Origin of the sequence: Oceanicaulis sp. HTCC2633 (assembly GCF_000152745.1) — a bacterium.
Classification (GTDB): domain Bacteria; phylum Pseudomonadota; class Alphaproteobacteria; order Caulobacterales; family Maricaulaceae; genus Oceanicaulis.
Window position 1 is genome coordinate 2,132,244 of record NZ_CH672428.1, and the last position, 27,000, is coordinate 2,159,243.

At 64.9% G+C, this 27,000-nt stretch carries 16 protein-coding genes; 4 read left to right on the plus strand and 12 right to left on the minus strand.

Annotated elements, in window-relative coordinates; translation table 11 throughout:
- Positions 1 to 38 precede the first annotated feature (38 nt).
- Positions 39 to 1,220: an acyl-CoA dehydrogenase family protein gene (locus OA2633_RS10195; protein WP_009802465.1), complete on the minus strand. Its 1,182-nt coding sequence runs from the start codon at positions 1,218 to 1,220 to the stop codon at positions 39 to 41.
- 120 nt (positions 1,221 to 1,340) lie between these two features.
- Between OA2633_RS10195 and OA2633_RS10200 the strand changes: the two genes are divergently transcribed.
- Together OA2633_RS10200 and gyrB are read left to right on the plus strand one after the other, a co-directional pair.
- Positions 1,341 to 1,982, plus strand: a complete 642-nt coding sequence (locus tag OA2633_RS10200; protein WP_009802466.1) for a LysE family translocator — start codon at positions 1,341 to 1,343, stop codon at positions 1,980 to 1,982.
- A 77-nt stretch (positions 1,983 to 2,059) separates the two neighbouring features.
- Entirely contained in the window at positions 2,060 to 4,462 is a 2,403-nt protein-coding gene (gene gyrB / locus OA2633_RS10205; RefSeq protein ID WP_009802467.1) for a DNA topoisomerase (ATP-hydrolyzing) subunit B, read from the plus strand.
- A 1,038-nt stretch (positions 4,463 to 5,500) separates the two neighbouring features.
- On the opposite strand, the gene OA2633_RS10210 is transcribed toward gyrB, so the two are convergent.
- Both OA2633_RS10210 and OA2633_RS10215 read right to left on the minus strand, forming a co-directional pair.
- Entirely contained in the window at positions 5,501 to 6,823 is a 1,323-nt protein-coding gene (locus OA2633_RS10210; protein ID WP_009802468.1) for a hypothetical protein, read from the minus strand.
- Between the two features lie 115 nt (positions 6,824 to 6,938).
- Positions 6,939 to 7,562 (minus strand): DUF1134 domain-containing protein, encoded by a 624-nt coding sequence (locus OA2633_RS10215; RefSeq protein WP_156776213.1) that lies wholly within the window; start codon positions 7,560 to 7,562, stop codon positions 6,939 to 6,941.
- A 161-nt stretch (positions 7,563 to 7,723) separates the two neighbouring features.
- Here OA2633_RS10215 and lepA point away from each other — a divergent pair, with 161 nt between their 5' ends.
- Positions 7,724 to 9,532: a translation elongation factor 4 gene (lepA, locus tag OA2633_RS10220; RefSeq protein ID WP_009802470.1), complete on the plus strand. Its 1,809-nt coding sequence runs from the start codon at positions 7,724 to 7,726 to the stop codon at positions 9,530 to 9,532.
- A gap of 262 nt (positions 9,533 to 9,794) precedes the next feature.
- Here the strand turns inward: lepA and OA2633_RS10230 are convergent, their stop codons facing one another.
- The 6 genes from OA2633_RS10230 to mutS form a co-directional block, all read right to left on the minus strand.
- Positions 9,795 to 10,697, minus strand: coding sequence for an HNH endonuclease (locus OA2633_RS10230; protein ID WP_040612620.1), 903 nt, complete (start codon positions 10,695 to 10,697; stop codon positions 9,795 to 9,797).
- 136 nt (positions 10,698 to 10,833) lie between these two features.
- Positions 10,834 to 11,406, minus strand: a complete 573-nt coding sequence (locus OA2633_RS15455; RefSeq protein WP_009802472.1) for a copper chaperone PCu(A)C — start codon at positions 11,404 to 11,406, stop codon at positions 10,834 to 10,836.
- A 106-nt stretch (positions 11,407 to 11,512) separates the two neighbouring features.
- Positions 11,513 to 12,556 (minus strand): tryptophan--tRNA ligase, encoded by a 1,044-nt coding sequence (gene trpS, locus OA2633_RS10240; protein WP_009802473.1) that lies wholly within the window; start codon positions 12,554 to 12,556, stop codon positions 11,513 to 11,515.
- Positions 12,557 to 12,620: 64 nt separating this feature from the next.
- Entirely contained in the window at positions 12,621 to 14,231 is a 1,611-nt protein-coding gene (gene murJ, locus OA2633_RS10245; RefSeq protein WP_009802474.1) for a murein biosynthesis integral membrane protein MurJ, read from the minus strand.
- Between the two features lie 3 nt (positions 14,232 to 14,234).
- A complete protein-coding gene (locus OA2633_RS10250; RefSeq protein ID WP_009802475.1) occupies positions 14,235 to 17,051 on the minus strand; it encodes a [protein-PII] uridylyltransferase in 2,817 nt (938 codons plus the stop codon).
- Between the two features lie 37 nt (positions 17,052 to 17,088).
- The gene (mutS, locus tag OA2633_RS10255) at positions 17,089 to 19,776 is read right to left on the minus strand and encodes a DNA mismatch repair protein MutS (RefSeq protein ID WP_009802476.1); all 2,688 of its coding nucleotides are present in this window, start codon (positions 19,774 to 19,776) and stop codon (positions 17,089 to 17,091) included.
- 122 nt (positions 19,777 to 19,898) lie between these two features.
- Here mutS and OA2633_RS10260 point away from each other — a divergent pair, with 122 nt between their 5' ends.
- A complete protein-coding gene (locus OA2633_RS10260; RefSeq protein WP_009802477.1) occupies positions 19,899 to 22,187 on the plus strand; it encodes an NADP-dependent malic enzyme in 2,289 nt (762 codons plus the stop codon).
- Here OA2633_RS10260 and OA2633_RS10265 read toward each other — a convergent pair whose 3' ends face one another.
- Genes OA2633_RS10265 through OA2633_RS10275 form a run of 3 tightly spaced genes read right to left on the minus strand, consistent with a single transcriptional unit; the run spans position 22,188 to position 27,000 of the window.
- Positions 22,188 to 23,561: an MFS transporter gene (locus tag OA2633_RS10265; protein ID WP_009802478.1), complete on the minus strand. Its 1,374-nt coding sequence runs from the start codon at positions 23,559 to 23,561 to the stop codon at positions 22,188 to 22,190.
- 17 nt (positions 23,562 to 23,578) lie between these two features.
- Entirely contained in the window at positions 23,579 to 25,423 is a 1,845-nt protein-coding gene (locus OA2633_RS10270) for a response regulator (RefSeq protein WP_009802479.1), read from the minus strand.
- A gap of 23 nt (positions 25,424 to 25,446) precedes the next feature.
- Complete coding sequence (locus OA2633_RS10275; RefSeq protein WP_009802480.1) at positions 25,447 to 27,000, minus strand: YifB family Mg chelatase-like AAA ATPase; 1,554 nt, start codon at positions 26,998 to 27,000, stop codon at positions 25,447 to 25,449.

Sequence of the window (27,000 nt, forward strand, 5' to 3'; positions counted from 1 at the left end):
TCGGCCTTCGGACTTGATCCGGAGGCCCATATTCGACCTCACAACCCCATCTGCCGCACGGCGAGATCGCGCATGATCTCTTCCGAGCCGCCGCCGATCGCCATCACCTTCACCTCGCGATAGATGCGCTCGACCGCGCAGCCGCGCAGATAGCCCGCGCCGCCCAGGATCTGCATGGCTTCATTGGCGCAGAACTCGGCGGTCTTTGACGCGAAGACCTTGATCTTGGCGAGCTCGGCTGCGGGCATGGCCGCGCCCTTGTCCGTCGCCTCGTTCACCCGCCAGGCCACCATCTGCAGATAGGCGTCCAGCGCGTCGATGCGGCCGGACATGTCCGCGATCTTGTGCCGGATCGCCTGGTGCTTGATCAGCGGCTTGCCGAAGGTCTCGCGCTGCTGGGCGTAGGTGATGGCGTCATCGAGACAGCGTTTGGCCATCCCCAGACAGCCCGCCGACAGGGTCAGGCGCTCATAGTTGAAATTGTCCATGATCGCGAGCAGACACAGGCCTTCCTGACCCAGCTGGTAGCGCTCGGGGATGCGGCAGCCGTCAAAGTGAAGCGTGGCGGTGTCCGAACACCACCAGCCCATCTTGTTGGTGATGGCGGTACGGGAAAAGCCGGGCGCATCCGCGGGCACGACAAAGAGGGAAATGCCGCCAAAGCCCTCACCGCCCGTGCGGGCGCCGACCACATACCAGCTCGCTTTCATCCCGCCGGTGATGAAGGTCTTCTCGCCATCAATCACCCAATCGTCGCCGTCCTTGCGGGCCTTGGTGACGATGCGCGACAGGTCCGACCCGCCCGAAGGCTCGGTCATCCCGAGCGCGCCGCCTTTGCGGCCCGCCACGATGTCGGGTAGGACCTCGGCCTTGATCTCGTCGCTGGCGAGGGTGTGAATCGGCCCGGTCATGATCCCGCGCGAGCCCAGAGACGCGTTCACCCCGCCCACGCCCGCATAGCCCATGGCGATTCCGGCATCGACCCGCATCAGGGCGTCTTCAAAACCGTTTCCGCCATAGGCTTCGTCAATGCCGAAGCCGAAGAGACCGAGCGCGCCGGCCTTTTCATGCAATTCCCAGGGAAAATCGCCCGCCTCGTCCCATTCATCGCCATAGGGTTCGATCTCGCGCTTGATGAAGCCCTCCACGCTGTCGCGGAACGCCTGGCGCTCGGGCGTGTCGAAGGGCCGGGCGAGGGCGGATGTGGGTGCGTTGGACATGAAGGCCTCCCGAAGTCTCTTTTCCCTTATCGTAATAGGGTTGACGTATGCGGCAATCAAAATCGCATCGCTGTCCCCATAACCTTTCCAGCGCTGAATTTCCGCGCTACCTGCAGCGCTATGACCGCGCTCACCCTCGCCGCCTTCGCCGGCGCCATCTTCATCCTGTTCTTCACCCCCGGCCCCGGGAACGTGGCCATGGTGGCGCGCACGCTCGACGCCGGACCGGCGCACGGCTTTGTCTATGGCGGCGGCATCATCACCGGCGACATTTTCTGGCTGACCGTGGCGATTACGGGCTTGAGCGCGGCGGCCGAGGCGGCCGAGGCGGCCTCGGGCTATCAGGGCCTGTTCTGGATCGCCAAGCTGGGCGGGGCGGCGATCCTTCTGTGGTTCGCCTGGGGCGCGTTCCAGGGCTGGCGTCATCCGGCGCCGCCCGATGCGGTGATGAAGCCCGTCAGCAAGCGCGGGCTTCTGGCGACCTATGCGGCGGGCGTCGCCATGCCGCTCACCAACCCCAAGCCGATCATCTTCTATCTGTCCTTGCTGCCGGCGTTTTTTGATCTCAGCGCGGTGACGCCCGTCACCTATCTGATCATGGTCTCGATCATGCTCGCCATGTATGCGCTGACCGCGACGGTGCATGTGGGGCTGGCGCACAAGGCGCGCGACTGGCTGAAGGCGAAGGGCGTCAAGCGCTGGGCCGATCTCGTCACGGCGGTGATCATGGCGGCTGTGGCGGTGCTGTTGCTCACCCGCTAGGCGGGAAGCGGGAAAAGTCCACATCCAGAGTGTTTTCAACCATGGTGACAACGCCGCGAACGCGGTAAAACAAGACCATGTCAGAGACACCGAATCAGGAATACGGCGCGGAGTCGATCAAGGTCCTCAAAGGGCTCGACGCCGTGCGCAAGCGCCCCGGCATGTATATCGGCGATACCGATGACGGCTCGGGTCTGCACCACATGGTCTATGAGGTGGTGGATAACGCCATCGACGAAGCGCTCGCCGGCCATTGCTCGCAGGTCACCGTCTGCCTGCATGCGGACGGCTCGGCCAGCGTGACCGATGACGGTCGCGGCATTCCCACCCAGATTCACGCCGAGGAAGGCGTATCGGCGGCGCAGGTCATCATGACCCAGCTGCATGCGGGCGGGAAATTCGACCAGAACTCCTACAAGGTGTCCGGCGGCCTTCACGGCGTGGGCGTCTCTGTGGTGAACGCGCTGTCTGACTGGCTCGATCTGACGATCTGGCGCAATGGCCGCGAGCACACCATGCGCTTCCGCCGCGGCGATCCCGAGAACGGTCAGGATCTGCGCGAGGTGGGCGACGCCAACGGCAAGAAGGGCACCCAGGTGCGTTTCATGCCGTCTGAAGAGACCTTCTCCGACATTGTCTTCGAGCGCGCGCGCCTCCTGCACCGCCTGCGCGAGCTGGCCTTCCTCAATTCGGGCGTGAAAATCGTGCTGCGCGATGAACGCGAAGCCGAGCCCTTTGAAGAAGTGCTGGAATATGAAGGCGGCGTGGCCGCTTTCGTCCAGCATCTCGATCGCACCAAGACGCCGATCTTCCCCGATCCGGTGCTGATCACCGGCGAGCGCGAAGGCGTCACCGTCGAGGCGGCGCTGGAGTGGAATGACAGCTATCACGAGAACGTGCTGTGCTTCACCAACAACATTCCCCAGCGCGATGGCGGCACCCACCTGGCGGGTTTCCGCGGCGCGCTGACCCGGGTGATCAACCAGTATGCGGGCAATTCGGGCATTGCGGCGAAATCGAAGGTCTCCATCACCGGCGATGATGCGCGCGAAGGCCTGACCTGTGTTCTGTCGGTGAAGGTTCCGGACCCGAAATTCTCCTCGCAGACCAAGGACAAGCTGGTTTCGTCCGAAGTTCGTCCGGCGGTCGAGAGCGCGGTCTATGACACGCTGACCGAATGGTTCGAGGAACACCCGGTCGAAGCCAAGCAGATCGTCTCCAAGATCGTCGAGGCCGCCGCCGCCCGCGAAGCGGCGCGCAAGGCGCGTGAGCTGACCCGGCGCAAATCCGCGCTCGACATCACCTCCTTGCCCGGCAAGCTGGCCGACTGCCAGCAAAAGGACCCGGCGAAATCCGAACTCTTCATCGTGGAGGGTGATTCCGCAGGCGGCTCCGCCAAGCAGGGCCGTCACCGCGAGAACCAGGCCGTGCTGCCGCTGCGGGGCAAGATCCTCAACGTGGAGCGCGCGCGCTTTGACAAGATGCTGTCGTCCGATCAGGTCGGCACGCTGATCACCGCGCTCGGCACTGGCATTGGCCGCGACCAGATCGATTACGACAAGCTGCGCTACCACAAGGTCATCATCATGACCGATGCGGACGTGGACGGCGCGCACATCCGGACGCTTCTGCTGACCTTCTTCTATCGTCAGATGCCCGAATTGATCGAACGCGGGCACCTCTATATCGCCCAGCCGCCGCTCTACAAGGTGATGCGCGGCAAGTCCGAACGCTACCTCACCGACCAGTCGGAAATGGACGCCTTCCTGATCGAGGAAGGCAGCTCGGAAGCCGTGCTGGAGCTCGCCAATGGCGAAACCATCACCGGTCAGGATCTGGCCGAACGGGTGAAGGCCGCCCGCGGCATCGCCCTGTCGCTGGATCGCCTCAGCGCCCGCGCGCCGAAATTCGCGCTGGAAGCCGCCGCCCTTGAGGGCGCGCTGCATCCGGACGCCACGCAGGACCAGGTCGACGCCGCCGCGCGCCGCCTCGCGGCGCAGGCCGATGAAGGCGAAGACGGCTGGGTGGGCCAGGTGCTGCCTGAAGGCGGCATCGTGTTCAAACGCGAAGTGCGCGGCGTGGTGGAATCCATCACCCTCGATGACAAGATCCTCGCCAGCCCGGACGCCAAGCGCCTGTCCGAACGCGCCTGGGCGATCCGAGGCGATTATCAGGGTCCGGCCTGGTTCCGTCGCAAGTCCGAGGACACGGAAATCTTCTCGCCCAACGCGCTCGTCAGCGCGGTGCAGGCGGCCGGCGCCAAGGGTCTGAAGATCCAGCGCTATAAGGGTCTGGGCGAGATGAACCCCGACCAGCTGTGGGAAACCACCCTCGACCCCGAAGCCCGCTCGCTGCTGCGCGTTTCTGTGACCGAGGCCGACACCGCCGACGAGCTGTTCTCCAAGCTCATGGGCGACGTCGTCGAACCCCGCCGCGACTTCATCCAGGAATTCGCGCTTGAGGCGGAGGTGGATGCCTAGGCGTCTGCGCTTTGCGTTCTGAACAAACCCTGGCCCGGCGCTCGCTCGGCCGGGGTTTTTGTTTTGCGGGTGTTTCTCCAAGCCTCGATGAGTGTCATTCACCGGTTTATCCGGTGAACCCATGCCGTGACCTGTGATCAAACTAACCGGCATGGATCCCCCGCATGAAGCGGGGGATGACAGGGGGTGATTTATTGAAAACTTGTCTCTTTCCCCGCGTAGGCGGGGACCCAGAGATCATGAAGCGCTGCACTCCCGGGTCTGGGCCCCAGCCTTCGCTGGGGAAGAGAAGGGTGTTTATCCCCACCCTCCCGCCTTACCCCCATACTCCGCTCACTCCTCCAGAGCAGGCGGCCGGCGCGTTGGGTTCGGGAGGGGTGGTGGTGTCCCGAGCGGGCGCGGTTTAACGCACCGCGCTGCAGCGAAAAGGCGGGACTTCGTACATTCCGGCGATCCTGTTGGAGCCGCGCCCCTGGGGCAGGAATCCCTTGGGCGGACGTCTGACAAACGTCCAGCTTGGACAGGCTGCGTAGAAATGGCGTCAGCAGCCGGTCGAGGCCGTACAAAACATCACCGCGCGCGGGAGCCTTATCGGGCCCATAACAAAACCAATAGACCCATAATCGCCCGGACTGCTCCCGCGCGCCCTGCTCATGCCCTCGCCGTCTTGCGGCGGGGATAAGGGTGTTTGTTCTATTCCCTCTGAGTGTCATTCGCCGGTTTGTCCGGTGAACCCATGCCGTGACCTGTGATCAAACCAACCGGCATGGATCCCCCGCATGAAGCGGGGGATGACAGGAGAGAGGTTTGAAAAGTCTCTTCTCTTTCCCCGCGTAGGCGGGGACCCAGAGATCATCAAGCGCTGCACTCCCGGCTCTGGGCCCCAGCGTTCGCTGGGGAAGAGAGTCATACAAAGCCTGAATTCCCGGGCGAGCGGAGCGAAGACCCGGGACCTCTCTCCGCTTAAAGCGCCCCATCCTGCACGAGGCCCCGGCTCGGCGCTGCGCTTGGCCGGGGTTTCAGGACCGAGACGTTGAGCTACAACCCCCCGCCCACGCGGTTTTTCCAATAGCCGACATCCTCGGCGTATTTGCCGACCACCTCGCCCAGCACCTGGTTGAGCTTGAGGGTGTGGAAGCTGATCCATTCGCCCTGGTCGATCTCCTCGAGCGCGGTCATCGAATTGCCGAGGAAGAAGGCGTAGAGCGCGCCCACCAGGATGAAGAGCACGGGGAAAACCCAGCCCAGCGCTATGATCGTGGCGAAGGGGTTGAAGAGCCCCAGCACCGCCGCGAGGCTGAACAGCGCGATGAGGCCTGCGATGAAGGCGGCGGGCACGAACAGGAGGTAATAGCTCGAATTGCGCGTGATCTGGAACACGACATTGCGCACATAGCTCTCGATGAAGAAGACGCGCAGGGCCAGCCAGTTGATGTTCAGCGTCCACAGGCGCGCCTCGGCGGAGAGCTGTTTGGAATCACGCTCCTCGCCCACGGTGACAGACTTGGCCCGGCCGATGGCGGTGCGGTAATGGTCGTTCAGGCGCGCGCAATAGCGGGTCAGGAAGTTCGCCATCTCCCGCGCAGTGTTGCGCTGATAGGGGGCGTATTCGGCGTAATACAGCGCCCACATCACCAGCGCCGCCAGAATGCAGGACCCGGCGCCGAACATCAGCGAGTTGAGCGCCCCGGCGGTGCTTTCCCCGAACAGATCGCCATGCAGCGGGCCAAAGGCGTCCACCACGCCCACGGCGTTGAGCACGATATTGGCGATCAGCACCACGGACAGGATGGAGGACAGCCAGATCGACAGGCGCCGCACATTGGCGTTCATCAGCTTGCGGGTCTCGTTGAGCATGTACAGAAGCCCGTGCTCGCTATCGGCGAATTGCCGGGCGATCACCGCGCCTTCCACGTCTTCAAACAGGGCGCGCGGATCGGACGCGATGGGGACCTGAGCGCCGAGGAACTTGTCCGCCAGCTCGGCGTAATCCTTGGCGAGGCTGTCGGTCATCTCTTCGGGCATGCGCATGAAGCCCACGCGCACCGCCATCCATTTGAAGATCAGGCCCTGGCGGGAGATGAAGCTCTCCTCATGCCCGAAATCATCGCCCAGCGCGCCTTCCAGCAGGGTCTTGTGACCGGACACCGCCGCCGCCCAGGCGGAGGGGCCCATCTCGCTGGCGCGATTGGGGGCGGATTTCTTGCCCAGGCCAAACAGGCGCAGGACCAGACGGAAGGGAAAGGACAGCCCGCGCAGCAGGCCCGCGCCGAGACGGCTGGCATACTGGCTGATGAAAACGACGAAGAGCGCCAGCGCCAGTCCGACCGCCAGCCCGGCGACAAATTCCGAAATGCTCATAACCCCGTCCAATCCTTGCGGCCCCCTCTGATCCGGCGGTCCCAAGGCGCCGGATCAAAAGGAGTTTAGCCGCAATTCACGGGCGAGGCGAGTAAGGGTTAATGCAAATTCACCCTTAGAACGGGATCCAGTTGCGCTGCCGCGAATAGGCGAGATAGCCCACATTGGCGCCCGCGCGCAGGCCGACGCCCGAGCGGATCGGGGCGAGGGTGATGCCGTCGGCGCGCTGATAGTTCACGCCCATGCCCGCGACCAGATAGGCCGAGCCTTCCACGCCCGGAAAGCGCTGATAAAGCCGGTCGGTGTCGTTCAGGCGATAGACCAGGGTGAAGACGCGGCTGGCGTTGCCGCCGGCGTCAAAGCCGATGGTCGGGCCCTGCCAGTAGACCTTCTGCTGGTCCGGGCTGCCTTTCAGGGTCAGATAGCCCTCGCCATAGCGCAGGCCCACGCCCGCCGCGCCGGAGACTTCCTCGCCGGCGATATAGCCCACCGGGCGACCGAGATCTGAGAAGGTGCGCTCGAGCACGGAGGCGGCGGCTTCGGCCGTGACGCCGAAGAAGTCCGCCACCACATCCACCAGCTCCTCATTGGAATAGGTGTCGATATTGGACTGGTAGTCGCTTTGGGGCGCGGCCGCTTCGGCGCTCTGCGCGCGGGGTGATCCCGTGGTCGAGCACGCGCCCAGCGCGAGCGCCAGCGCGGTGGTGGTGATCAGTGAAAGCGAGGATCGTTTGAACATGATGTCCTGCCTTTTCATCCTGTTGTCTTCGCCCGGACGGTGACGGGCAATTGGGGCTGCGTTGAGGCGAAAGGGTGAAGACTGTCTTAACAGGGCCTCTTCCCCCGTCTTCACTGCCAATCTGCTTGGCGAGCGGCCTTCCCAATGCTAACTCCCGCCACATGAGCACAGATCCGTCCCTGATCCGAAATTTTTCCATCGTTGCGCACATCGACCACGGCAAATCGACCCTGGCCGATCGCCTGATCCAGCACACTGGCGGTCTGACCGACCGCGAGATGAAGGAGCAGGTGCTCGACAATATGGAGCTTGAGCGCGAACGCGGCATCACCATCAAGGCCCAGACCGTGCGTCTGGAATACACCGCCAAGGATGGGAACACCTACGCGCTGAACCTGATCGACACGCCCGGCCATGTGGACTTCGCCTATGAAGTCTCCCGCTCGCTGTACGCGTGTGAAGGCGCGTTGCTGGTGGTGGACGCCGCCCAGGGGGTCGAGGCGCAGACGCTGGCGAATGTCTACGCCGCGATCGATGTGGACCTCGAGATCGTGCCGGTGCTCAACAAGATCGACCTGCCCGCCGCAGAGCCGGACCGGGTGAAGGCCCAGATCGAGGATGTGATCGGCATTGACGCGTCCGACGCCATCGAGATTTCCGCCAAGACGGGCCTCGGGATCGACAATGTGCTCGAAGCCATCGTCACCCGCCTGCCGGCGCCGAAATCCGGTGATCCGAGCGCGCCGCTCAAGGCGCTGCTGGTGGACAGCTGGTATGACCCGTATCTCGGGGTCATCTGTCTGGTGCGGATCATCGAGGGCACGCTGAAAAAGGGCATGCGCGTGCGCCTGATGGGCGCCAAGGCCAGCTATGGCGTGGACGGGGTCGGGGTGTTCACCCCCGCCAAGGAAAACCGCGACAGCCTGGGCCCGGGCGAGATCGGCTTCCTGAACGCCTCGATCAAGCAAGTGCGCGATGCGCGCGTCGGCGACACCATCACCGAGGAAAAACGCCCCACCGACTCCATGCTGCCGGGCTTCGAGCCCGCCGTGCCGGTGGTGTTCTGCGGCCTGTTCCCGGTGGATGCGGCCGACTTTGAAGACCTGCGCGATGCGGTGGAGCGTCTGGCGCTCAACGATGCGTCCTTCAGCTTCGAGATGGAAACCTCCGCCGCGCTGGGCTTTGGCTTCCGCTGCGGCTTCCTGGGATTGCTGCACCTGGAGGTCATCCGCGAGCGGCTCGAGCGCGAATACAATGTGGACCTCATCACCACCGCGCCGTCCGTGGTCTACAAGATGCAGCTCACCGACGGAACCGAGATCGATCTGCACAACCCCGCCGACATGCCCGATCCGGTGAAGATCGCCTCCATCGCTGAGCCGTGGATCAAGGCGACCATTCTGGTGCCGGACGAATATCTCGGCGGCGTCCTGAAGCTGTGTCAGGACCGTCGCGGCGTGCAGCTCGAGCTCACCTATGCCGGCGCGCGCGCCATGCTGGTCTATGAGCTGCCGCTCAACGAGGTGGTGTTCGATTTCTATGACCGCCTGAAATCGGTCACCAAGGGCTATGCCAGCTTCGACTACCAGTTCATCGAGCACCGCGAGGAAGACCTCGTGAAGATGTCGATTCTGGTCAATGAAGAGCCGGTGGACGCCCTGTCGATGATCGTGCACCGCTCGCGCGCCGACATGCGCGGTCGCGCCATGTGCGAGAAGCTGAAAGAGCTGATCCCCCGGCACATGTTCAAGATCCCGATCCAGGCCGCCATTGGCGGCCGCGTGATCGCGCGCGAAACCCTGTCGGCCATGCGCAAGGACGTGACCGCCAAATGCTATGGCGGCGACGCCACCCGGAAACGCAAGCTTCTGGAAAAGCAGAAGGCCGGCAAGAAGAAGATGCGCCAGTACGGCAATGTCGAAATCCCGCAGGAAGCCTTCATCGCGGCGCTGAAAATGGATGATGATTAGGCGCCGAGCGCTGTGCGAACAAAGAAAAAGCCCCGGCCGATGGCCGGGGCTTTTTTTATGGTCATGAGAACCCAAGGTCAGCCTTGGATGTGAGGTCAAATTTGAGCGCCATACGACGGATGTATTCGGCTGGCACTTCTCCGTCATTCCAAGCCCGCTCTAGATCTGAGGGTTCAAAACCAGCATCAGAGAGTGCGAGGCAATAGTGCTGCTTAAGCAGGTTCTCAGACGCTTGGATCCATTCCTGAAGGGTCATCACGGCTTAGCCCTTGAAGCAGTTCTCTCTATGCCAGCGCAAGAAATGTGGCGTAGGCCTCGAGCGCTCATCATCGGGAACATGGATATAGCCGCTCGGCTCGAACAGGCGTTCGGCTCCGTCGGGAATTCTGCCCTTCGCCTTTAAAAGCTTGAAGTCGTCATCGACGCTGATCAGGCCTCGATCAAACATCCAATGGACTGTGCGCGAGAGGGCGAGGCCATTTCTGACGGTATCCGGTCCATTTGAAGCGACGGGCTGGATATGGGCAGCCTCCATCTCGGCGCGGCCCCCGCCATTGATAATCTTCAGCCCCGTGACGGCACAGCGCGCGTCGTAGGCATTGCGCACTTGCTGCGCGAAGACACGATCCCGGAAAGGCCGATTGGACAGTTGAGAGACAATCGGGCGTTCAAACTCGGCTTGCTCTTCTGCGACTTGATAAAGGGGCTGCGCGGGAGCTTGGTCATCGTCATTTGCGCCTATCACCTCCGCGTAACCTGCTGTCCAAATGAGAGCGAATTCGTCATCGGGTATTCTGCGAATGGAGATTCCCATAGCGCCCTTACTGACGCCCCCATCTTCACGCGAGAGTTTTGACTCCCAAAATTGGCCATCACCCCGACGGAAGGGAACTGGACTTACAAACGGAAGAAAGTTCGCGAGCTCGGCGTAGAAATGATCTGCCCGATTGGGGTCAGGGAAGACACTACGAATCATTGCGGAGGCCCAATACGCTTGCCGACCTGTAGAGACTCCACCTTCTCCGCGTCGCGGTTCGTAAAAGATGCATTCATCGCCAACAGCTTCCTGAGCCGCTCGAAGATACTGCTTTGGGAAATGATAGAGCGATCCGGGTACGTCCTCGTATCCGCTATCGTCGCGTTGGGAGAGAATGACCTTAGTCATAGGAGCGCTCTAGAATTATAAAGCGCCAGTGTTCCCTGGTGCTTAGAGTTTGTCCACTCTCGAACGAAACTCCACTCATACGAAAAAGCCCCGGCCATCGGCCGGGGCTTTTTGGTTCAGGAGCGGGATGATTGCGCTAGTGACCGTGATCTTCGGGCTCGGGATCTTGAGGATCAGAGGCTCCGGTTTCACCCTCATCCGCCATCTCGTGACCGTCATGACTCATCGCGCCCATCTCGGGATCAAGCTCGGGGGCGGCGTCGCGGACGGGGAGGGTGACGGTGAGGGTTTCGCCGTCAGCGAATTCCAGCGTCAGGGTCATTTCGCCGTCTTCGAGGTCTTCAGGGTTCACGCCGAAGATCATCATGTGGTCGCCGCCCGGTGCAAGGCTCATCGCGCCGCCTGCGGGAATGTCGAGGCTGTCCACATGGCGCATGCGCATGACCGCGCCATCCATGGCCATGGTGTGCAGCTCCACCGCGTCCGCTTCTTCGGTGGAGGCGCCCACGAGCTGGCCGCCCGGCGCGCCGGCGGTGAGGGTGACAAAGCCGGCGGTGACGTCGCGGCCGCCCAGCGGATTGCGCACCCAGCCTTCGATCACGGCGTATTCGGCCGGCTCGTTGCTCACCGGCGCCTCTTCGGCGGGCGAGCAGGCGGCGAGCGTCAGAAGGCCAAGCGGAGCACAGGCAAGAAGGGCGCGTTTGAACATGTCATCTCTCCATATGAGACGAGCGAGGTGATGCACCCCGCCCGATCCCGGTTCGCCTAGAGATGGCGAGTTTTTTCAAGCCGCGCAAGCGTACGGCCTGCGGCGATTAGGCGCCCCAATAGCCGATCAGTTTTTTCACTTCCGCCATCACCGGCCGGGCGGCGTTGCGGGCGCGCTCGGCGCCGTCCTTGAGCACCGCGTCGATCTCGCTCTTGTCATTGAGCAGGCGGGCATATTCCTCACTCACAGGCGCGATGTATTGCACTGCCGCCTCGGCCAGCTTTGGCTTGAACACGCCAAAGCCCTGCCCGCCGAATTCGCCCAGAACGTCCGCCACGGACTGGCCGGTCAGCGCCGCATAGAGACCCACAAGGTTCTTCGCCTCGGGGCGATCATTGAGGCCCTCTGCGGTTTCGGGCAGAGGCTCGGGATCGGTCTTGGCCTTCTTGATCTTGCGCGCGATCGTGTCCGCATCGTCGTGCAGATTGATGCGGGCATTATCACTGGGGTCGGACTTGGACATCTTCTTCGTGCCGTCCTTGAGCGACATGATCCGCGCGCCGGTCGGCAGGATCACCGGCTCGGGCTGGGGCAGGATGATCTCGTCGCCGCCAAAATCGCGGTTGAAGCGGGCGGCGATGTCGCGGGCCAGCTCCAGATGCTGTTTCTGGTCATCGCCCACCGGCACATGGGTCGCCTTGTAGACCAGGATGTCCGCCGCCATCAGCACCGGATAGGTGAACAGGCCCACGCTGGCGCGTTCGGCGTCCTTGCCGGAGCCCGCCTTGTCCTTGAACTGGGTCATGCGCTCCATCCAGCCCATGCGGGCCACGCACTGGAGCACCCAGTTGAGCTCGGCATGCTCGGGCACGGCGGACTGCGCGAAGATGGCGCTGCGCTTGGGATCGACGCCTGCCGCGATATAGGCGGCGGCGACGCCGCGCACCCGGTCGGGCAATACGGCGGGATCGTACTCCACCGTCATGGCGTGCATGTCCACGGCGCAGAAGAAGCATTCCTTGCCGCTGTCCTGCATCGGCACCCAGTTCTTCAGCGCGCCCAGATAATTGCCCAGATGCAGGCCGCCTGTGGGCTGCATGCCGGACAGAATGCGTTCAGGGCCGGAATAGGCGGGCGTCGCGTCAGTCATGGGAGTTTCCGCTAGAGAACAAGGGTCGAGGAAGGCTGTGTCTTAAAGCGCGCGCGCCCGGGCCTCAAGCGTCCGTGCCGACTTGGGGCTGTTCAGTGACCGCGGCGCCCGGATCACGCTTGAGCGCGCCCAGCAATTCCTGCGGCCGCAGCCCGCCCAGCAACAGGGTGGACGCCACGAAGACGGCGAGACCGGAGACCACGAGAACCCCCATCCAGACCAGCGCGGTCAGGGCGGCGCCCAGCGGCGCGGCGAGGGCCGCTGTGACAGGCGCCTCGGCGAAACGCACGATCAGCCAGAGCGCGGCCATCATCACGAGACAGGCGAGAACGATCCGGGACAGGCGATGTTTCAGGCGCGGGTCAGCAATGAATTGCCCTCGACGCACCAAGGTCCCGCCCAGCAGGATGGCGTTCAGCCAGCCCGCCAGCGTGGTTCCGAGCGCCAGGCCGGCATAGCCCATGGGCCCGAAGAACAGCGCCACGCCGACCAGCAGGTTCACGACCATGGAGGCGGCGGCGAACTTCATCGGCGTCAGCGTGTCCTCGCGGGCGAAGAAGCCCGGCGCGAACACCTTGATCAGCACGAAGGCGGGCAGACCCGCCGCGTAGATCGCCAGCGCCAGGGCGGTGCGGGCGGTGTCTGACCCGTCAAAGGCGCCGCGCTGGAACAGGCCGGCCACGACCGGGTCCGGGATCACGAGAAGGGCGGCGGCGGCCGGCAGGGTCAGCGCCATGGAGATCTCGATCGCGCGGTTCTGGCCGCCCATGGCGCCGGCGTCATCGCCGGCGCGCAGGCGCTTGGACAGGGCCGGCAGAAGCGCCACCCCCATGGCGATGCCGATCACGCCCAGCGGCAGCTGATAGAGCCGTTCCGCATAATAGATCCAGGATCGGGCGCCCTCCTGAAGGGTGGCGATGGAGCCGGAGACCAGCTGATTGACATGGGTCACGCCGGCGGCGGCTGCGCCGGGCACGCCCAGGACGATCAGGCGCTTGACGCCCGAGGTCAGACGCGGGGCCTGGAAGGTGAGCCGGATGCCCGCGCGGCGCGCCGTGACATACAGCCAGCTCGTCTGGAGCACGCCCGAGACCGTGACGCCGATCGACAGCCACAGCGCCAGGTCCCGGCGCTCTCCGGGCGCGAACAGCAGCACGCTGATCAGCACCACGTTCAGAAGGATGGGCGCCGCGGCTGCGGTGGCGAAACGGGCATGAGAGTTGAGCGCGCCCGAAATCATCGCCGCCATCGACATGCACAGAAGATAGGGCATGGTGATCTGGGTCATCAGCACGGCGAAGGCGAACAGGTCCGGATCGCTGATGAAGCCCGGTCCCAGCGGATACATCAGCCAGGGCATGACGATCTGCGCCAGCACGACAATGCCGAGCACGGACACGGTCAGCACGGACAGGACCTCGCTGGCGAAGCGGTCGGCCTCCGCGGCGCCCTCGCCCTCCAGCCGGCGGGCATAGAGCGGGATGAAGGCGGAGTTGAACGCGCCTTCTGCAAAGATGCGCCGGAACAGGTTGGGGAAGGTCAGCGCCGTGAAAAACGCGTCAGTCAGCGGCCCGGCGCCCAAGCGCGCGGCCAGAAGAATATCGCGCGTAACGCCAAAGAACCGGCTCAGCAGGGTGAACCCGCCCACAACCGCAGAGGAGCGCAACAGACGCATGGTCTAGCGCCCTGCGCTGGCGGGCGTGGAGACGAGGCCCTGTTTGGCGCGGTGGACCGCGACCGCTTCCTCGGCGCCGGCGAGTACGTTCATCAGATGCACCTTGATCCCCGCCAGCCGGGCGTCGCCCGAGGGTTTGTGGCCGTTTTCCGTGACATAGAAGGTGTCGACAGCCCGTTCTCCATAGCCGTCAATGCGCGCCGCCTCCAGCGACAATCCGATGTCGGAGAGTGTTTTCGCCAGTGCATGCAAGAGGCCCGGCCGGTCGCGTCCGGTCGCCTCGATCACCAGCGCGTCATCGGACGCCTCAAGGTCGAGATTGACCGAGGGCGTGACCGTGAAGGCGGCTTCGCGGCGGCGCAGGGGTTTGAGCATGGGCCGGGCGTCCTTGCTGGATAGGCCGTGTTCGGCGGCGGACTGAACGGCGTCGCGCAGGCGGTCCTGGATATAGCTGTCAGACCAGCCGAACGGTTTGCCGCCCTGTTCCTGCACGTAGAAAACGTCAAAAGCACGACCATCTGATGTCGTGGTCACCTGCGCGCCCACAACGTTCGCGCCCTCGCGCGACAGGGCCCCTGCGATGTCAGCGAACAGGGCATGCCGGTCAGGCGTCAGCACCATCACCTCGGTGGCTGATCGGCGCTTGTCGGTGCGCACGCCAACGCTCGTCGCCTGGCCGCGTTCGAACGCGGCGCGGGCGAAGGCGGCGTGGCGGAAGCGGTCATCCTCGCCAAAGGCCAGCCAGTAGGAGTGATCGAGCACCTCGGTCCAGATACGCGTGAAGTCAGGATCGATCCGCGACAGCGCTTCATGGAAAGAATTGCGCGCGAGTGCTGCGCGTTCGGCCAGACGTGCGCGGGCCTCGGCTTCATCGCGCCGGTCCCCGCCTTTCAGGACCGCGGCGGTCGCCTGATAGAGATCGCGTAGCAGTTGGGCTTTCCAGCCATTCCACACGCCCGGACCCACGGCCCGGATATCGACCACGGTCAGCACCGTCAGCAGATTCAGCCGGTCCATGGTGCCGACCTTCTCGGCGAAATCGAGCACAGTGCGCGGGTCCGACAGGTCCCGGCGCTGGGCCACATCGCTCATTTCAAGATGGTTCTCGATCAGCCAGGCCACGAGATCGGTTTCGTGGTCATCGAGCCCCAGACGCGGGCAGACCTGACGGGCGTTCTCCCCGCCCTCAATGCACTGATCGCCCTTGCCCTTGCCGGTGTCGTGCAAGAGCACCGCCAGATGCAGCGCCCGGCGATGCAGGATTTCCGGCGCGAGTTTTGAGGCGAGCGGGTGGTCAGCGTTGAGCTTGCCCTGTTCGAGCAGGCGCAACAGGCCCAGCGCGTTCAGCGTGTGCTCGTCCACCGTGAAGCGGTGATACATGTTGAACTGGGTGCGGGCGACAATGTCGCCAAACTCGGGGATATAGGCGCCCAGAAGCCCCGCCTCGGTCATGGCGCGCAGGATGATGCGCGGATCATCCGCATCCATCAGCACCGCAAAGAAGCTGCGCGCGGCGCGCGGATCGGTGCGGAAGCGATTGTCGATCTGCCGAAGGCCGCGGCCAATGGCGGCGACGGCGTCCGGGTGCAGGTCGAGATGGCGCGCGGCGGCCTTTTCAAACAGGCGTAGCATCATCACCGGATCAGTTTCGGGCGCCTGCGGGTCCGCAAAATCAAGCCGGCCTGCGTGCAGGATGAAGCCGCGCTCAGCGAGCTCCGCCTCATTGGCGACGCCGTCAGCGGGCAGGAAGCGCCCGCCGGGCGGGTCCTTCAGCTCATCCGCTTCGAGTTTGGCGCAGACCAACCGCGTCAGCGCGCCGACATCGATGGCCTTGAGGAAATAGCTGCGCATGAAGGCTTCGACGCCCAGCTGGTCGTCGGTGTCCTCAAACCCCATGCGCCGCGCGATTTCGGGCTGCAGGTCAAAGGTCAAACGGTCATCCTTGCGGCCCGCGAGCGCATGCAGGTGAAAGCGCACGGTCCAGAAGAAATCCGCCGCGCTGAGATAGCGCTTCACATCGTCAATGGAGAACAGGCCCGCCACGACCCAGCGTTCCAGCGCATCGTCGCCATAAAGGATTTGCGCCAGCCAGCGCAGGGTCTGAAGGTCGCGCAGCGCGCCCTTGCCATCCTTGATATTGGGTTCGACCGCATAGCGGCTGTCGCCCTGCCGATCCACACGCTCGTCGCGCTCGGCCAGCTTGGCGGCGGCGAATTCGGCATCGTTCTTGATGCGGATTTCTTCATCAAAACGGGTGTGCATCTGGCGCACCAGCCGGATATCGCCGGAGATGGACCGAAGATCGAGCAAGGCCGTGCGTTCGGAGAGGTCCTCTTTCGCCAGTGCGATGGCTTCATCCAGCGTACGCACAGCCCCGCCGCCGATCTGCAGGCCGGCATCCCAGATGGCGTACTGGGTCTGCTCGATCACCGTCTGAACATAGTCGGGCGGATTGTCAGAGGTCAGAAAGACCAGATCAATATCAGACTGGGGCGCCAGCTCGCCCGCGCCATAGCCGCCCAGAGCGCACAGGGCGACGCCTTCAATCGCATCTTCGGTGTGATCGGAGATGATGGAATCAAACAAGGCGCGCAGGGCGGCGTTCATTACGCCCGACCAAGTGCGCGCGGCTTCGAGACCGCCCTCCGCGCCATTCAGGCGCGTATTGGCCAGCGCCCGCCCCTTGTCGAGATAGCGCTTGAGCCGGGTCATGGCGAGCTGGCGATTGGCGGGCTTGTCCCAGCCGTCGCGGGTGGCGGCGGACAGCTCGGCGCGCAGGCGCAGGCCATCAAGGCTCGCAGGGAGTGTGGTGGGTCGCATGATTTGATTTTATGCGAGTGCGAAGGCGGCGTCAGCCTTAGTTTTGGCTCAAGGCCTTAAGCGCATACAGCACGTCCAGCGCCTCACGCGGGGTCAGGCTGTCCGGATCAATGCCTTTCAGCCGTTCCTCAACCTCGCTGGGCTTGGTTTCCGGCTCGACGCTAAGGGCGGAGAACAAGGGCAGATCGGCCAGCGCCGCGGCGGGCGCATCATCGCTTTCGAGGCGGTCCAGAATCTCCTGCGCGCGTTTGACCGCCGCCTTGGGCAGACCGGCGCGCTTGGCGACCTCGACGCCATAAGAGCGGTCGGCGGGACCTTTCTGCACTTCGTGCAGGAAGATCAGCTCGCCCTTCCATTCCTTGGCCTTGAGGGAGCTATTGCCCGCGGCATCGAGCTCTTCGGCAAGGCGCGTCAGCTCGTGATAGTGCGTCGCGAACAGCGCCCGGCTGCGATTGACCTCGTGCAGATGCTCCACCGCCGACCAGGCGATGGACAGGCCGTCAAAGGTGGCGGTGCCGCGCCCGATCTCATCCAGGATCACCAGCGCGCGCGGCCCGGCCTGATTGAGGATGGCGGCGGTCTCGATCATCTCCGCCATGAAAGTCGAGCGACCGCGTGACAGATCGTCCGCCGCCCCGACGCGCGAGAACAAGCGGTCCACAAGGCCGATGCGCGCGGATTTGGCGGGCACATAGAGCCCGGCTTGCGCCAGGATCGCCATCAGCGCGTTCTGCCGAAGGAAGGTGGATTTACCCGCCATGTTCGGCCCGGTGACCAGCATCAGGCGCGGATGCTCGCCCCCCGCGCCATCCAGATGACAGCCATTGGGGGTGAAGCGGCCTTCGCCCGAGCGTTCCAGCGCCCGCTCGACCACCGGGTGACGTCCGCCCTCGATATCAAAGGCGAGGCTGTCTTCCACCTGCGGACGCTCGGCGCCGGTTTCCTCGGCCCAATGCGCGGTCGCGGCGGCCACATCAAGGCTCGCCAGCGCTTCGGCGGCGCGGCGGATCGGGGCGTCCAGCGCCTCGATGCGGCTGCGGAAGGCCTCAAAGATTTCAAGCTCCAGCGCCAAAGCTCGCTCACCCGCCTGGGCGATCTTGGCTTCCAGCTCGCCCAGCTCCGGGGTGGAGAAGCGCACCGCGTTCGCCATGGTCTGGCGGTGGATGAAGGCGTCATCGCCCATCAGCGCGTCGGCGTTCTTGGCGCTCACCTCGATGAAATAGCCGAGCACATTGTTGTGCTTGACCTTGAGCGCGCTGACGCCCGATTGCTCGGCATAGGTCGCCTGCAGGCCCGCCACGATGCGGCGGGAGTCGTCACGCAGCTTGCGCGCTTCATCCAGCGCAGGCGTCCAGCCCGGCGCAATGAAGCCGCCATCGCGCGCCAGAAGCGGGGGTTCGGCCACCAGCGCCTGACTGGTCTCCTGCACCAGGCTCGCAAGCTCGGGATTCTGCGCCAGCGACAGGGCGTTCAGTGCGCGGTCGATCAGGGCGGGCGGCGCATTCAGCGGATCCTTGGCGAACCCGGCGATCAGCTTCTCGCCTTCCTTGAGCGCGCGGGAGAGCTGGGCGAGATCGCGCGGACCGCCCCGGCCCAGCAAGAGCCGTGACAGGCAGCGCGCCGGGTCGCCCGCCGCTTTCAGCCGCTCGCGGGTCTGTTCGCGCAGGCTGCGGTTTTCCAGAAAGTATTGCGCCGCATCGAGCCGGTCATGGATTTCGGGCAGGCTCATGGACGGACGCGCCAGTCGGTCGGCCAGCAAACGCGCGCCCGGTGCGGTGAGGGTGCGATCAATCGCGTCGATCAGCGATCCCTTGCGTGAGCCCTGCAGGGTGCGGTCGATCTCGAGACTCATCCGCGCCGCCGGGTCGATGACCATGGCTGCGCCCGACGGTAGGCTTTGCGGCGGACGCAGGCGCGCCGGCGCGCCGGCCTGGGAGAGTTCGAGATAATCAAGGAGCGAGCCGAGCGCGGACAGCTCGGCTTTTGAGAAGGCGCCGAAGCCATCAAGGCTTTGCACCTCAAAGCGTTGCTTGAGGCGACGTTCGCCCGCGCCGGAATCAAACTTCGCCCTGGCGCGGGGGGTGATCACGGCGTGGGGCGCCAGCTCACTGGCGAGCCTGGCGTCCTCATCCGCGCACAGGATTTCGGACGGGTTGAGCGCGGCCAGTTCCGCTTCCAGCCCGTTTGCATCCACGCTCATGGCGGCGAACTCGCCATCGGACACGTCCGCCCAGGCCAGCGCGGCCTCGCCGGACGCCAGCCGCGTCATGGCGGCGATGCGGTTGGCGGCGCGGGCGTCCAGAAGATCATCCTCGGTCAGCGTGCCGGGGGTGACGATGCGGGTGATGCCGCGCCGGACGACCGATTTCGCGCCGCGCTTCTTGGCTTCGGCGGGGTCTTCGAGCTGCTCGCCCACGGCGACCTTGAAGCCCGCCTTGATCAGGCGCGACAGATAGATCTGGGCATTGTGCACCGGCACGCCGCACATGGAGACCGGCTCGCCCTGATGCTCGCCGCGCTTGGTGAGCGCAATGTCGAGCGCTTCGGACGCACGCACGGCATCGTCAAAGAACAGCTCGTAGAAATCGCCCATGCGATAGAACAGCAAGGCGTCCAGCGGCGCTTCCGCGCGCAGTTCCAGGAACTGCACCATCATGGGCGTGCCGCCTTCGGAGGTGGGGAAGGCGCGAGCGTTCAGCGCGGCGGGATCAGCATGGCGAGTCATGCGCGCAAGTTAACTGCGCCAACGTCCGCCGCAAGTGTGACAGCGCGTGATTTGCTGTCTGCCGCGAAGCGGCTAGTGTGCTTATTCATACCTGTCCACATCCCTTGTTTTCCGAGCCAGACATGACTGACCGCCGTTCACGCGTCGATGACGAAGAAGCCCTGAACTTCCACCGCTATCCCAAGCCCGGAAAACTGGCGATGTCCGCCACCAAGCCCATGGCGACCCAGCGCGATCTGTCGCTGGCCTACAGCCCGGGCGTGGCCGCGCCGGTGAAGGCGATCGCCGAGGATCCCGACCTCGCCTACGATTACACCTCCAAGGGTAATATGGTCGCGGTGATCTCGAACGGCACCGCCATTCTGGGCCTTGGCGATCTGGGCGCCATGGCGTCCAAGCCGGTGATGGAAGGCAAGTCGGTGCTCTTCAAGCGCTTCGCCGATGTGGATTCCATCGATATCGAGGTGGATGAGAGCGATCCCGAAGCCTTCATCGAATGCGTGCGCCGCTTTGGCGCCAGCTTCGGCGGCATCAATCTCGAGGACATCAAGGGCCCCGATTGCTTCATCATCGAGGAGAAGCTGCGCGAATATCTCGATATTCCCGTCTTCCACGATGACCAGCACGGCACCGCCATTATTTCAGCCGCCGGCATCATCAATGCCTGCGAACTCTCGGGCAAGGACATCACCACGCTCAAGGTCGTGGTGAACGGCGCGGGTGCTGCTGGCATCGCGGTGCTGGAGCTGATCAAGGCGATGGGCGTCAAGCATGACAACGCCATCCTGTGTGATTCCAAGGGCGTCATCTACAAGGGCCGCGACCACGGCATGAACCAGTGGAAGTCCGCCCATGCCGCCGATACCGAGGCGCGCACGCTGGAAGAGGCGATGAGCGGCGCAGACTGCTTTATCGGCCTGTCAGTCAAGGGCGCGGTGACCAAGGAAATGGTCCGCTCCATGGCGGCTGATCCGATCATTTTCGCCATGGCGAACCCGGACCCCGAGATCACCCCCGAAGAGGTGCGCGAGGCGCGCTCTGACGCCATCATGGCGACGGGCCGATCTGATTATCCCAATCAGGTCAACAATGTGCTGGGCTTTCCGTATATTTTCCGCGGCGCGCTGGATGTGCGCGCGCGCACCATCAATGAAGACATGAAGATCGCCGCCGCCCAGGCCCTGGCCGAGCTGGCGCGCGAGGATGTGCCTGATGAAGTGGCCGCCGCCTATCACGGCGCGCGCCCGACCTTCGGCAAGGACTACATCATCCCCGCCCCGTTCGATCCGCGCCTGATCAGCCATGTGCCGCCCTATGTGGCGCAAGCGGCGATGGATTCCGGCGTGGCGCGCAAGCCCATCGCCGACATGGATCAGTACAAGGCCGCTTTGGCGCGCCGTCTCGACCCGACGGCCGCGATCCTGCAATCGATTCATGACGATGTGCGTGCGGGCGAGCCCAAGACCATTGTCTTCGCCGAGGGCGAGGAGCCGTCGGTCATTCGCGCCGCCTACGCGTTCCAGAACCAGGGTCTGGGCGAGGCGATCCTCATTGGTCGCGAAGAGACGGTTCACGCAAACATGCGGCTTCTGGGCGTTCAGTCAGACGCCATCCGCATCGTCAACGCCCGCCTGTCGGACAAGAATGCGGACTATGCCGACTTCCTGTTCAAGCGCCTGCAGCGCCGGGGCTATCTGCGCCGGGACGTGCAGCGTCTGGTCAACAACGACCGGAACGTCTTCGCCGCCTGCATGGTGGCGCTGGGAGACGCCAACGGCATGGTGACGGGCGTGACGCGCAACTACGCCCAGGCGCTGGGCGATGTGAAGCTGGTGCTCGACACCGCCGAGAACGAACGCGTGATGGGGATGAGCCTCGTATTGTCGCGCGGCCGCACGCTCTTCATCGCCGACACCAACGTCACGGAATTCCCCAGCCCCGAAGCGCTGGCGGATATTGCGGTGGAGACCGCCGCAGCCGCCAAACGCTTCGGCGTCACCCCGCGCGTGGCCTTCCTGTCCTATTCCACCTTCGGCAATCCGTCGGGCGATCGCGCCGACGCGATCCAGAAGGCGGTCAGCTATCTGGATGAGCGGGGCGTGGATTTCGAGTACGAGGGCGAGATGAACGCCGATGTGGCGCTCGACCCCGATCACCGTCGCCTCTATCCGTTCTCGCGCCTGTCAGGCCCGGCGAACGTGCTGGTGATGCCGGCCATCCACTCGGCCTCCATCGCCACCAAGCTGATGCGCGCCGCGGGCGGCGCCACCGTGCTGGGTCCGATGCTGGTGGGGCTTGAGAAGCCGGTGCAGATCGCGCGTCTGGGCGCCAGCGTGAACGACATTCTCACGCTCGCAGCCCTGGCCGCGCACGACCTGTCAGAAGAGCGGGCGGAGAAGGCGGCGGAGTAGTTACTCCGCCTTGCCGTCTTCTGCGCCTTCAGAGCTGTTTTCTGTGGTCCGGCGCTCGGCGAACTTGAACTGCCCCTTCGCCGCCGCCGGGCCCCAGCCCAGCACCAGCGCCAACAGGAATGCCGCCGGTACGGTCCAGCCTGCAGTGAGGATGAAGAACCACACCCAGCCTACCTGATCGGCCAGCACGCCGGAAAAGCCCGCCATGAATTTCGGCAGGAGGGCGTAGAACGAGCTTAAAAGCGCGTACTGGGTCGCCGCGTTCTCCGGGTCCACCAGGCTCGAGAGGTAGGCGATGAACACCGTCGTCACGAAGCCGCCCGCCAGATTGTCACCGACCACCGCAATCGTGAGCTTGCCCAGATCGTCAGGGCCCGCCGTGGCGGCCAGCCAGGCATAGGCGCCATTGGTGATCAGCGTGATCACCAGGCCGATGACCAGGGCGCGCATCATGCCGAACCGCATGCTGGCGATGCCGCCCAGGAACAGGCCCGTCATGGTGGCGATGAGGCCCGGCCCGCCCTGAATGCCGCCCACGGCGTCGCGGGCAAAGCCGAGGTCGGAATAGAGCGGGGCGGCCATCACGCCCATGGTGAAATCGCTGATCCGGTAGAGCGTGACCAGCATGAGCACCGGCAACAGCCACCAGCCCAGACGCCCGATGAATTGTCGGAAGGGGTCAACGACGGCCTTGACGATCTTCTCAGGCAGCGACCCGGTCAGGGCGTGCTTGTAGGCAGCTGTCGCAGGCTCTTTCATGAAGAAAACAAGGCCCGCCGAGATCGCCATGGCGGCGGCCATGGCCAGGAAGGACCAGTTCCAGTCCGCCCATTCGGAAATGGCGAGGCCCAATCCGGACGTCATATAGGCGACGCGGTATCCCAGCGAATACCCAGCCGCCATGTTCGCCTGCATGTCATTGGGGGCGCTTTCGATGCGCCAGGCGTCGATGGCCACGTCCAGCGTCGCGCTGGAATAGGCCAGCAGCAAGGCCGCGATGGCGACCGGGGCAAGCCCCTGGGTCGGATCGGTCTGGGAGATGATCACCAGCGCGATCACCGTTCCTGAAATCGCGGTGACGATCCAGGACCGACGAGGTCCAAGAAGCTTGGCGAGAAACGGGATCTGCACCCGGTCAATGATCGGCGCCCAGAGGAATTTCAGGGTGTAGGACAGGGTCACCCAGTAGAAGAAGCCGATGGTGGACCGCTCGATCCCGGCGTCACGCAGCCAGTAGGACAGCTTCTGGAACACCATGTAGAGCGGCAGGCCGGAGGCGAAGCCCAGCACGATCATCGAAAGCATGACCGGGGTGAAATACACCCGGACCGTTTGCCGCCAGCTGCGCTGGGGCTGAGTGACGTCCTGCGACATGGTTTTCCCTCGTCAGATCACCCGAAACTGGCCCGGTTTTGCGGGGCGCACAAGCCGGTGAGGGTTTCGATCAGCGCCTGGGGCTGCAAGGGCTTGGTCAGGAAGGCGTCCATGCCGGCGGTGAGGCAGGCCTCGCGGTCGTCCTCGGTGGCGTTCGCGGTCAGCGCGATCAGGGGCAGGGCTGCAACATGGCTCCTGAGGCTGCGAATGGCGGCGGCGGCCTCGAGCCCGCTCATCTCGGGCATGCGCATGTCCAGAAGCGCGGCGTCAAACCGACCGCCGGACACCGCTTCCAGAGCGGCGCGGCCTGTGTCGACCACCTCCACACCGGCGCCGAGCCGGGTCAGCACGGTGCGGGCGATCATGGCGTTCACCGGATCGTCCTCGGCGACCAGCACGGTCAGCCCGTCCAGCGCCCGTTCGGGAACCACAGGCGCAGACGCGACTTCGTCCTCAAGCTCAAGCCCTTGCGCATAGGCTGCGAGCGAGCTCAGCCGCACCGGAGACACCAGCCAGCCATCAATGCCGGGCTGTCCGTCCTTGCGGGTGAAACGGTCCTTGGTCCGCGGCTCGGCGAGCACGAGAATGCGCAATTGCGGCGCGGTTTCCTTGAGCGCCGGCGCCTGCGCGGCCCAGTCCGCGTCCAGAATGAGCGTGGCGGGGCCCTGTGCGTCTTCCAGCAGGGTTTCGATGCCGTAGAGGGTTTCGGTCTCCAGGGCGACGCCGCCCAGGGCTTCCGCTTTCAGGCGCAGGGCTTCGCGTCTTATGGCGGAGTCGGACGCGATGATGATCGTCCGTCCGGACAAGGGCCGTTCCTCGGGCGGCGGGGCGAGGGCCAGGGCGGGGAAGCGCGTCCAGAAGGTCGCGCCCTGTCCGGGTTCGGAGCTGACCCCGACCTCGCCCTCCATGGCTTCGGCGAGCCGCTTGACCATGGCCAGCCCGAGGCCGGCGCCCGGCGTGGCGTTGTGTTCGGCGGCGCCGCGTTCGAAATGCTTGAAGAGCGTGGATTGATCCGTTTTGGAAATGCCCGGGCCTGTGTCCTTGAAGATCAGGCTCAGCTCGCCGTCATGATAGCTGGCCTGAACGATCACGCCTCCGGTTTCAGTGAATTTCACGGCATTGCCGCCCAGATTGAACAGGATCTGACGCAGGCGAGCGGGGTCGGCGCGGATCTCTGCGGGCACGTCAGAGGAAATGGCGTGGGCCAGCGCCAGGCCTTTTTCGGCCGCGCGCGTGGCGAGGATTTCACAGGCGTCCTCGATGAGCGCGCGCAAGTCCACGGGTTCCGCACGCAGGGTCAGCCGACCGGCCTCCAGGCGCGACAGATCGAGAATGTCGTCGATGAGGTTGAGCGCGTGCTGGGCGCTGGAGCGGACGGCCTCAAGGTATGCGGCCTGATCGGGATGCAGTCCGCTATCCTTCAATAGCGCGGCGGCGCCGAGGGCGCCCGACAGGGGCGTGCGCAATTCGTGCGTGACCGAGGCGAAGAAGACCGACTTGCCCTGGGCGGCTTCACTGGCTTCAGCGCGTTCACGTCTTTCCTCGCTGACATCGCGGCCGACGGCGATTGTGCCGCCATCGGCGAGGGTGGTTTCGGACCATTCAATCCAGGCCGCCCCGGCGCGAGTGCGCATGGCGGCGTCATAACGGCGCGGTTGACCGGTTGTGCTGGGGGCGGGCGCCACGGCGAACCAGCGTCCGATCCAGTCCTGACGTGACCCGCCGAAGGCGTTCAGGAATGCGGCGTTCACCTCGGTGACGCGGCCCGAGGAATCCCGGGCGAGCACGAGCTCCGCCATCGCGTCCAGAAGGGCGCGTTGGGCGCAAGCCGTCTTGGTGTCGGAATCCCATTCACGCTCCATGAACCCTGTTTACGCGCCGCGTGTTAACGAAGCGTCGAAAGGCTCTGGCCCGTCTTCAGCGCGGCAGGCGCGGAGATCGCCTGTCCCTTCGCGCTGGCGCGTCTGGCGCTCAGCGCCTCGGCCACATGAATGCGTCGCACCTGTTCGGACTGGTCAAGATCGGCCAGCGTGCGCGCCACCCGCAGGATCCGGTGATAGCCGCGGGCGGTCAGGCCCAGCGTTTCGCACGCCCGGAGCAACAGGGCGCGGCCCGGCTCGTCCGGGCTGGCGTATTGATCAAAGGCCTCGCCGGTGAGATGGGCGTTGAGCGCGCCGCGCTCCATTTGAATGGCGCGCGCGCTGGCGATGCGGGCCGCCGCCTCCGCTGTGCCTTCGGGCGCTGGGGGCAGTGCGAGATCGGCCGGGGTGACCGGTGGGATGTCGATCTGAAGATCGATCCGATCGAGCAGCGGCCCGGAGACCCGCGCCTGATAGGACTGGGCGCATTTGGGGCCGCGGGCGCAGGCCTGTCCGTTCTCTCCGGCCCAGCCGCAGCGGCAGGGGTTCATCGCGGCGATCAGTTGAAACCGGGCCGGAAAGGTGATGCGGGCATTGGCGCGCGCCACCGCGATGTCGCCGGTTTCGAGCGGTTGACGGAGACTGTCGAGCACCTGCGGGTGAAATTCGGGCAGCTCGTCGAGAAACAGGACGCCGTGATGGGCGAGCGAGGCCTCGCCGGGCCGGATGCGCGTCCCGCCGCCCACCATCGCCGCCATGGATGCGGAATGGTGCGGCGCCCGGAAAGGCCGGCTGCGCGACAGGCGTCCCCGGTCCAGAAGTCCGGCGACCGACTGCACCATGGAGACTTCCAGCAATTCCTGTGGCGTCAGGGGCGGCAGCAGGCCCGGAGCCCGCGCAGCGAGCATGGACTTGCCCGCGCCGGGCGGGCCGACCATCAGGAGATTGTGTCCGCCGGCGGCGGCGACTTCGAGGGCGCGCTTGGCGGTTTCCTGCCCGCGCACATCGCGCATATCCTTGCAGGGTCCGGCTTCGATGAGATCGCCTGGCGCGGGGCGGGAGAGCACCTGCCCGCCCTTGAAATGATTGACCAGCTGGATCAGAGAGGCAGGCGCGAGGATGGGCAGTTCGCCCCCTGCCCAGGCCGCTTCCGGACCGCAGCTTTCCGGACAGATGAAACCCAGATCCTGTTCCTGGGCCAGCATGGCGGCGGGCAGGGCCCCGGGCGAGGGCGCGAGCGCGCCGTCCAGACCCAGCTCGCCCATGACCAGATGCTCGGCCAGCATGTCGGTGGGCAGGACGCCCATGGCCGCCATCAACCCAAGCGCGATCGGCAGGTCGTAATGCGCGCCCTCCTTGGGCCGGTCGGCGGGGGCCAGATTGACGATCAGCCGCTTGGACGGCAAGGACAGCCCCACGGCGGCGAAGGCGGCGCGAACCCGTTCACGACTTTCCGCTACCGCCTTGTCCGCAAGGCCGACAATCACGAAATTGGGCAGGCCGCCGGCAATCTGGACCTGAACATCGACGAGCCGCGCCTGGGCGCCGTCAAAGGCGGCAGAGAAGGTGCGAATACCCAT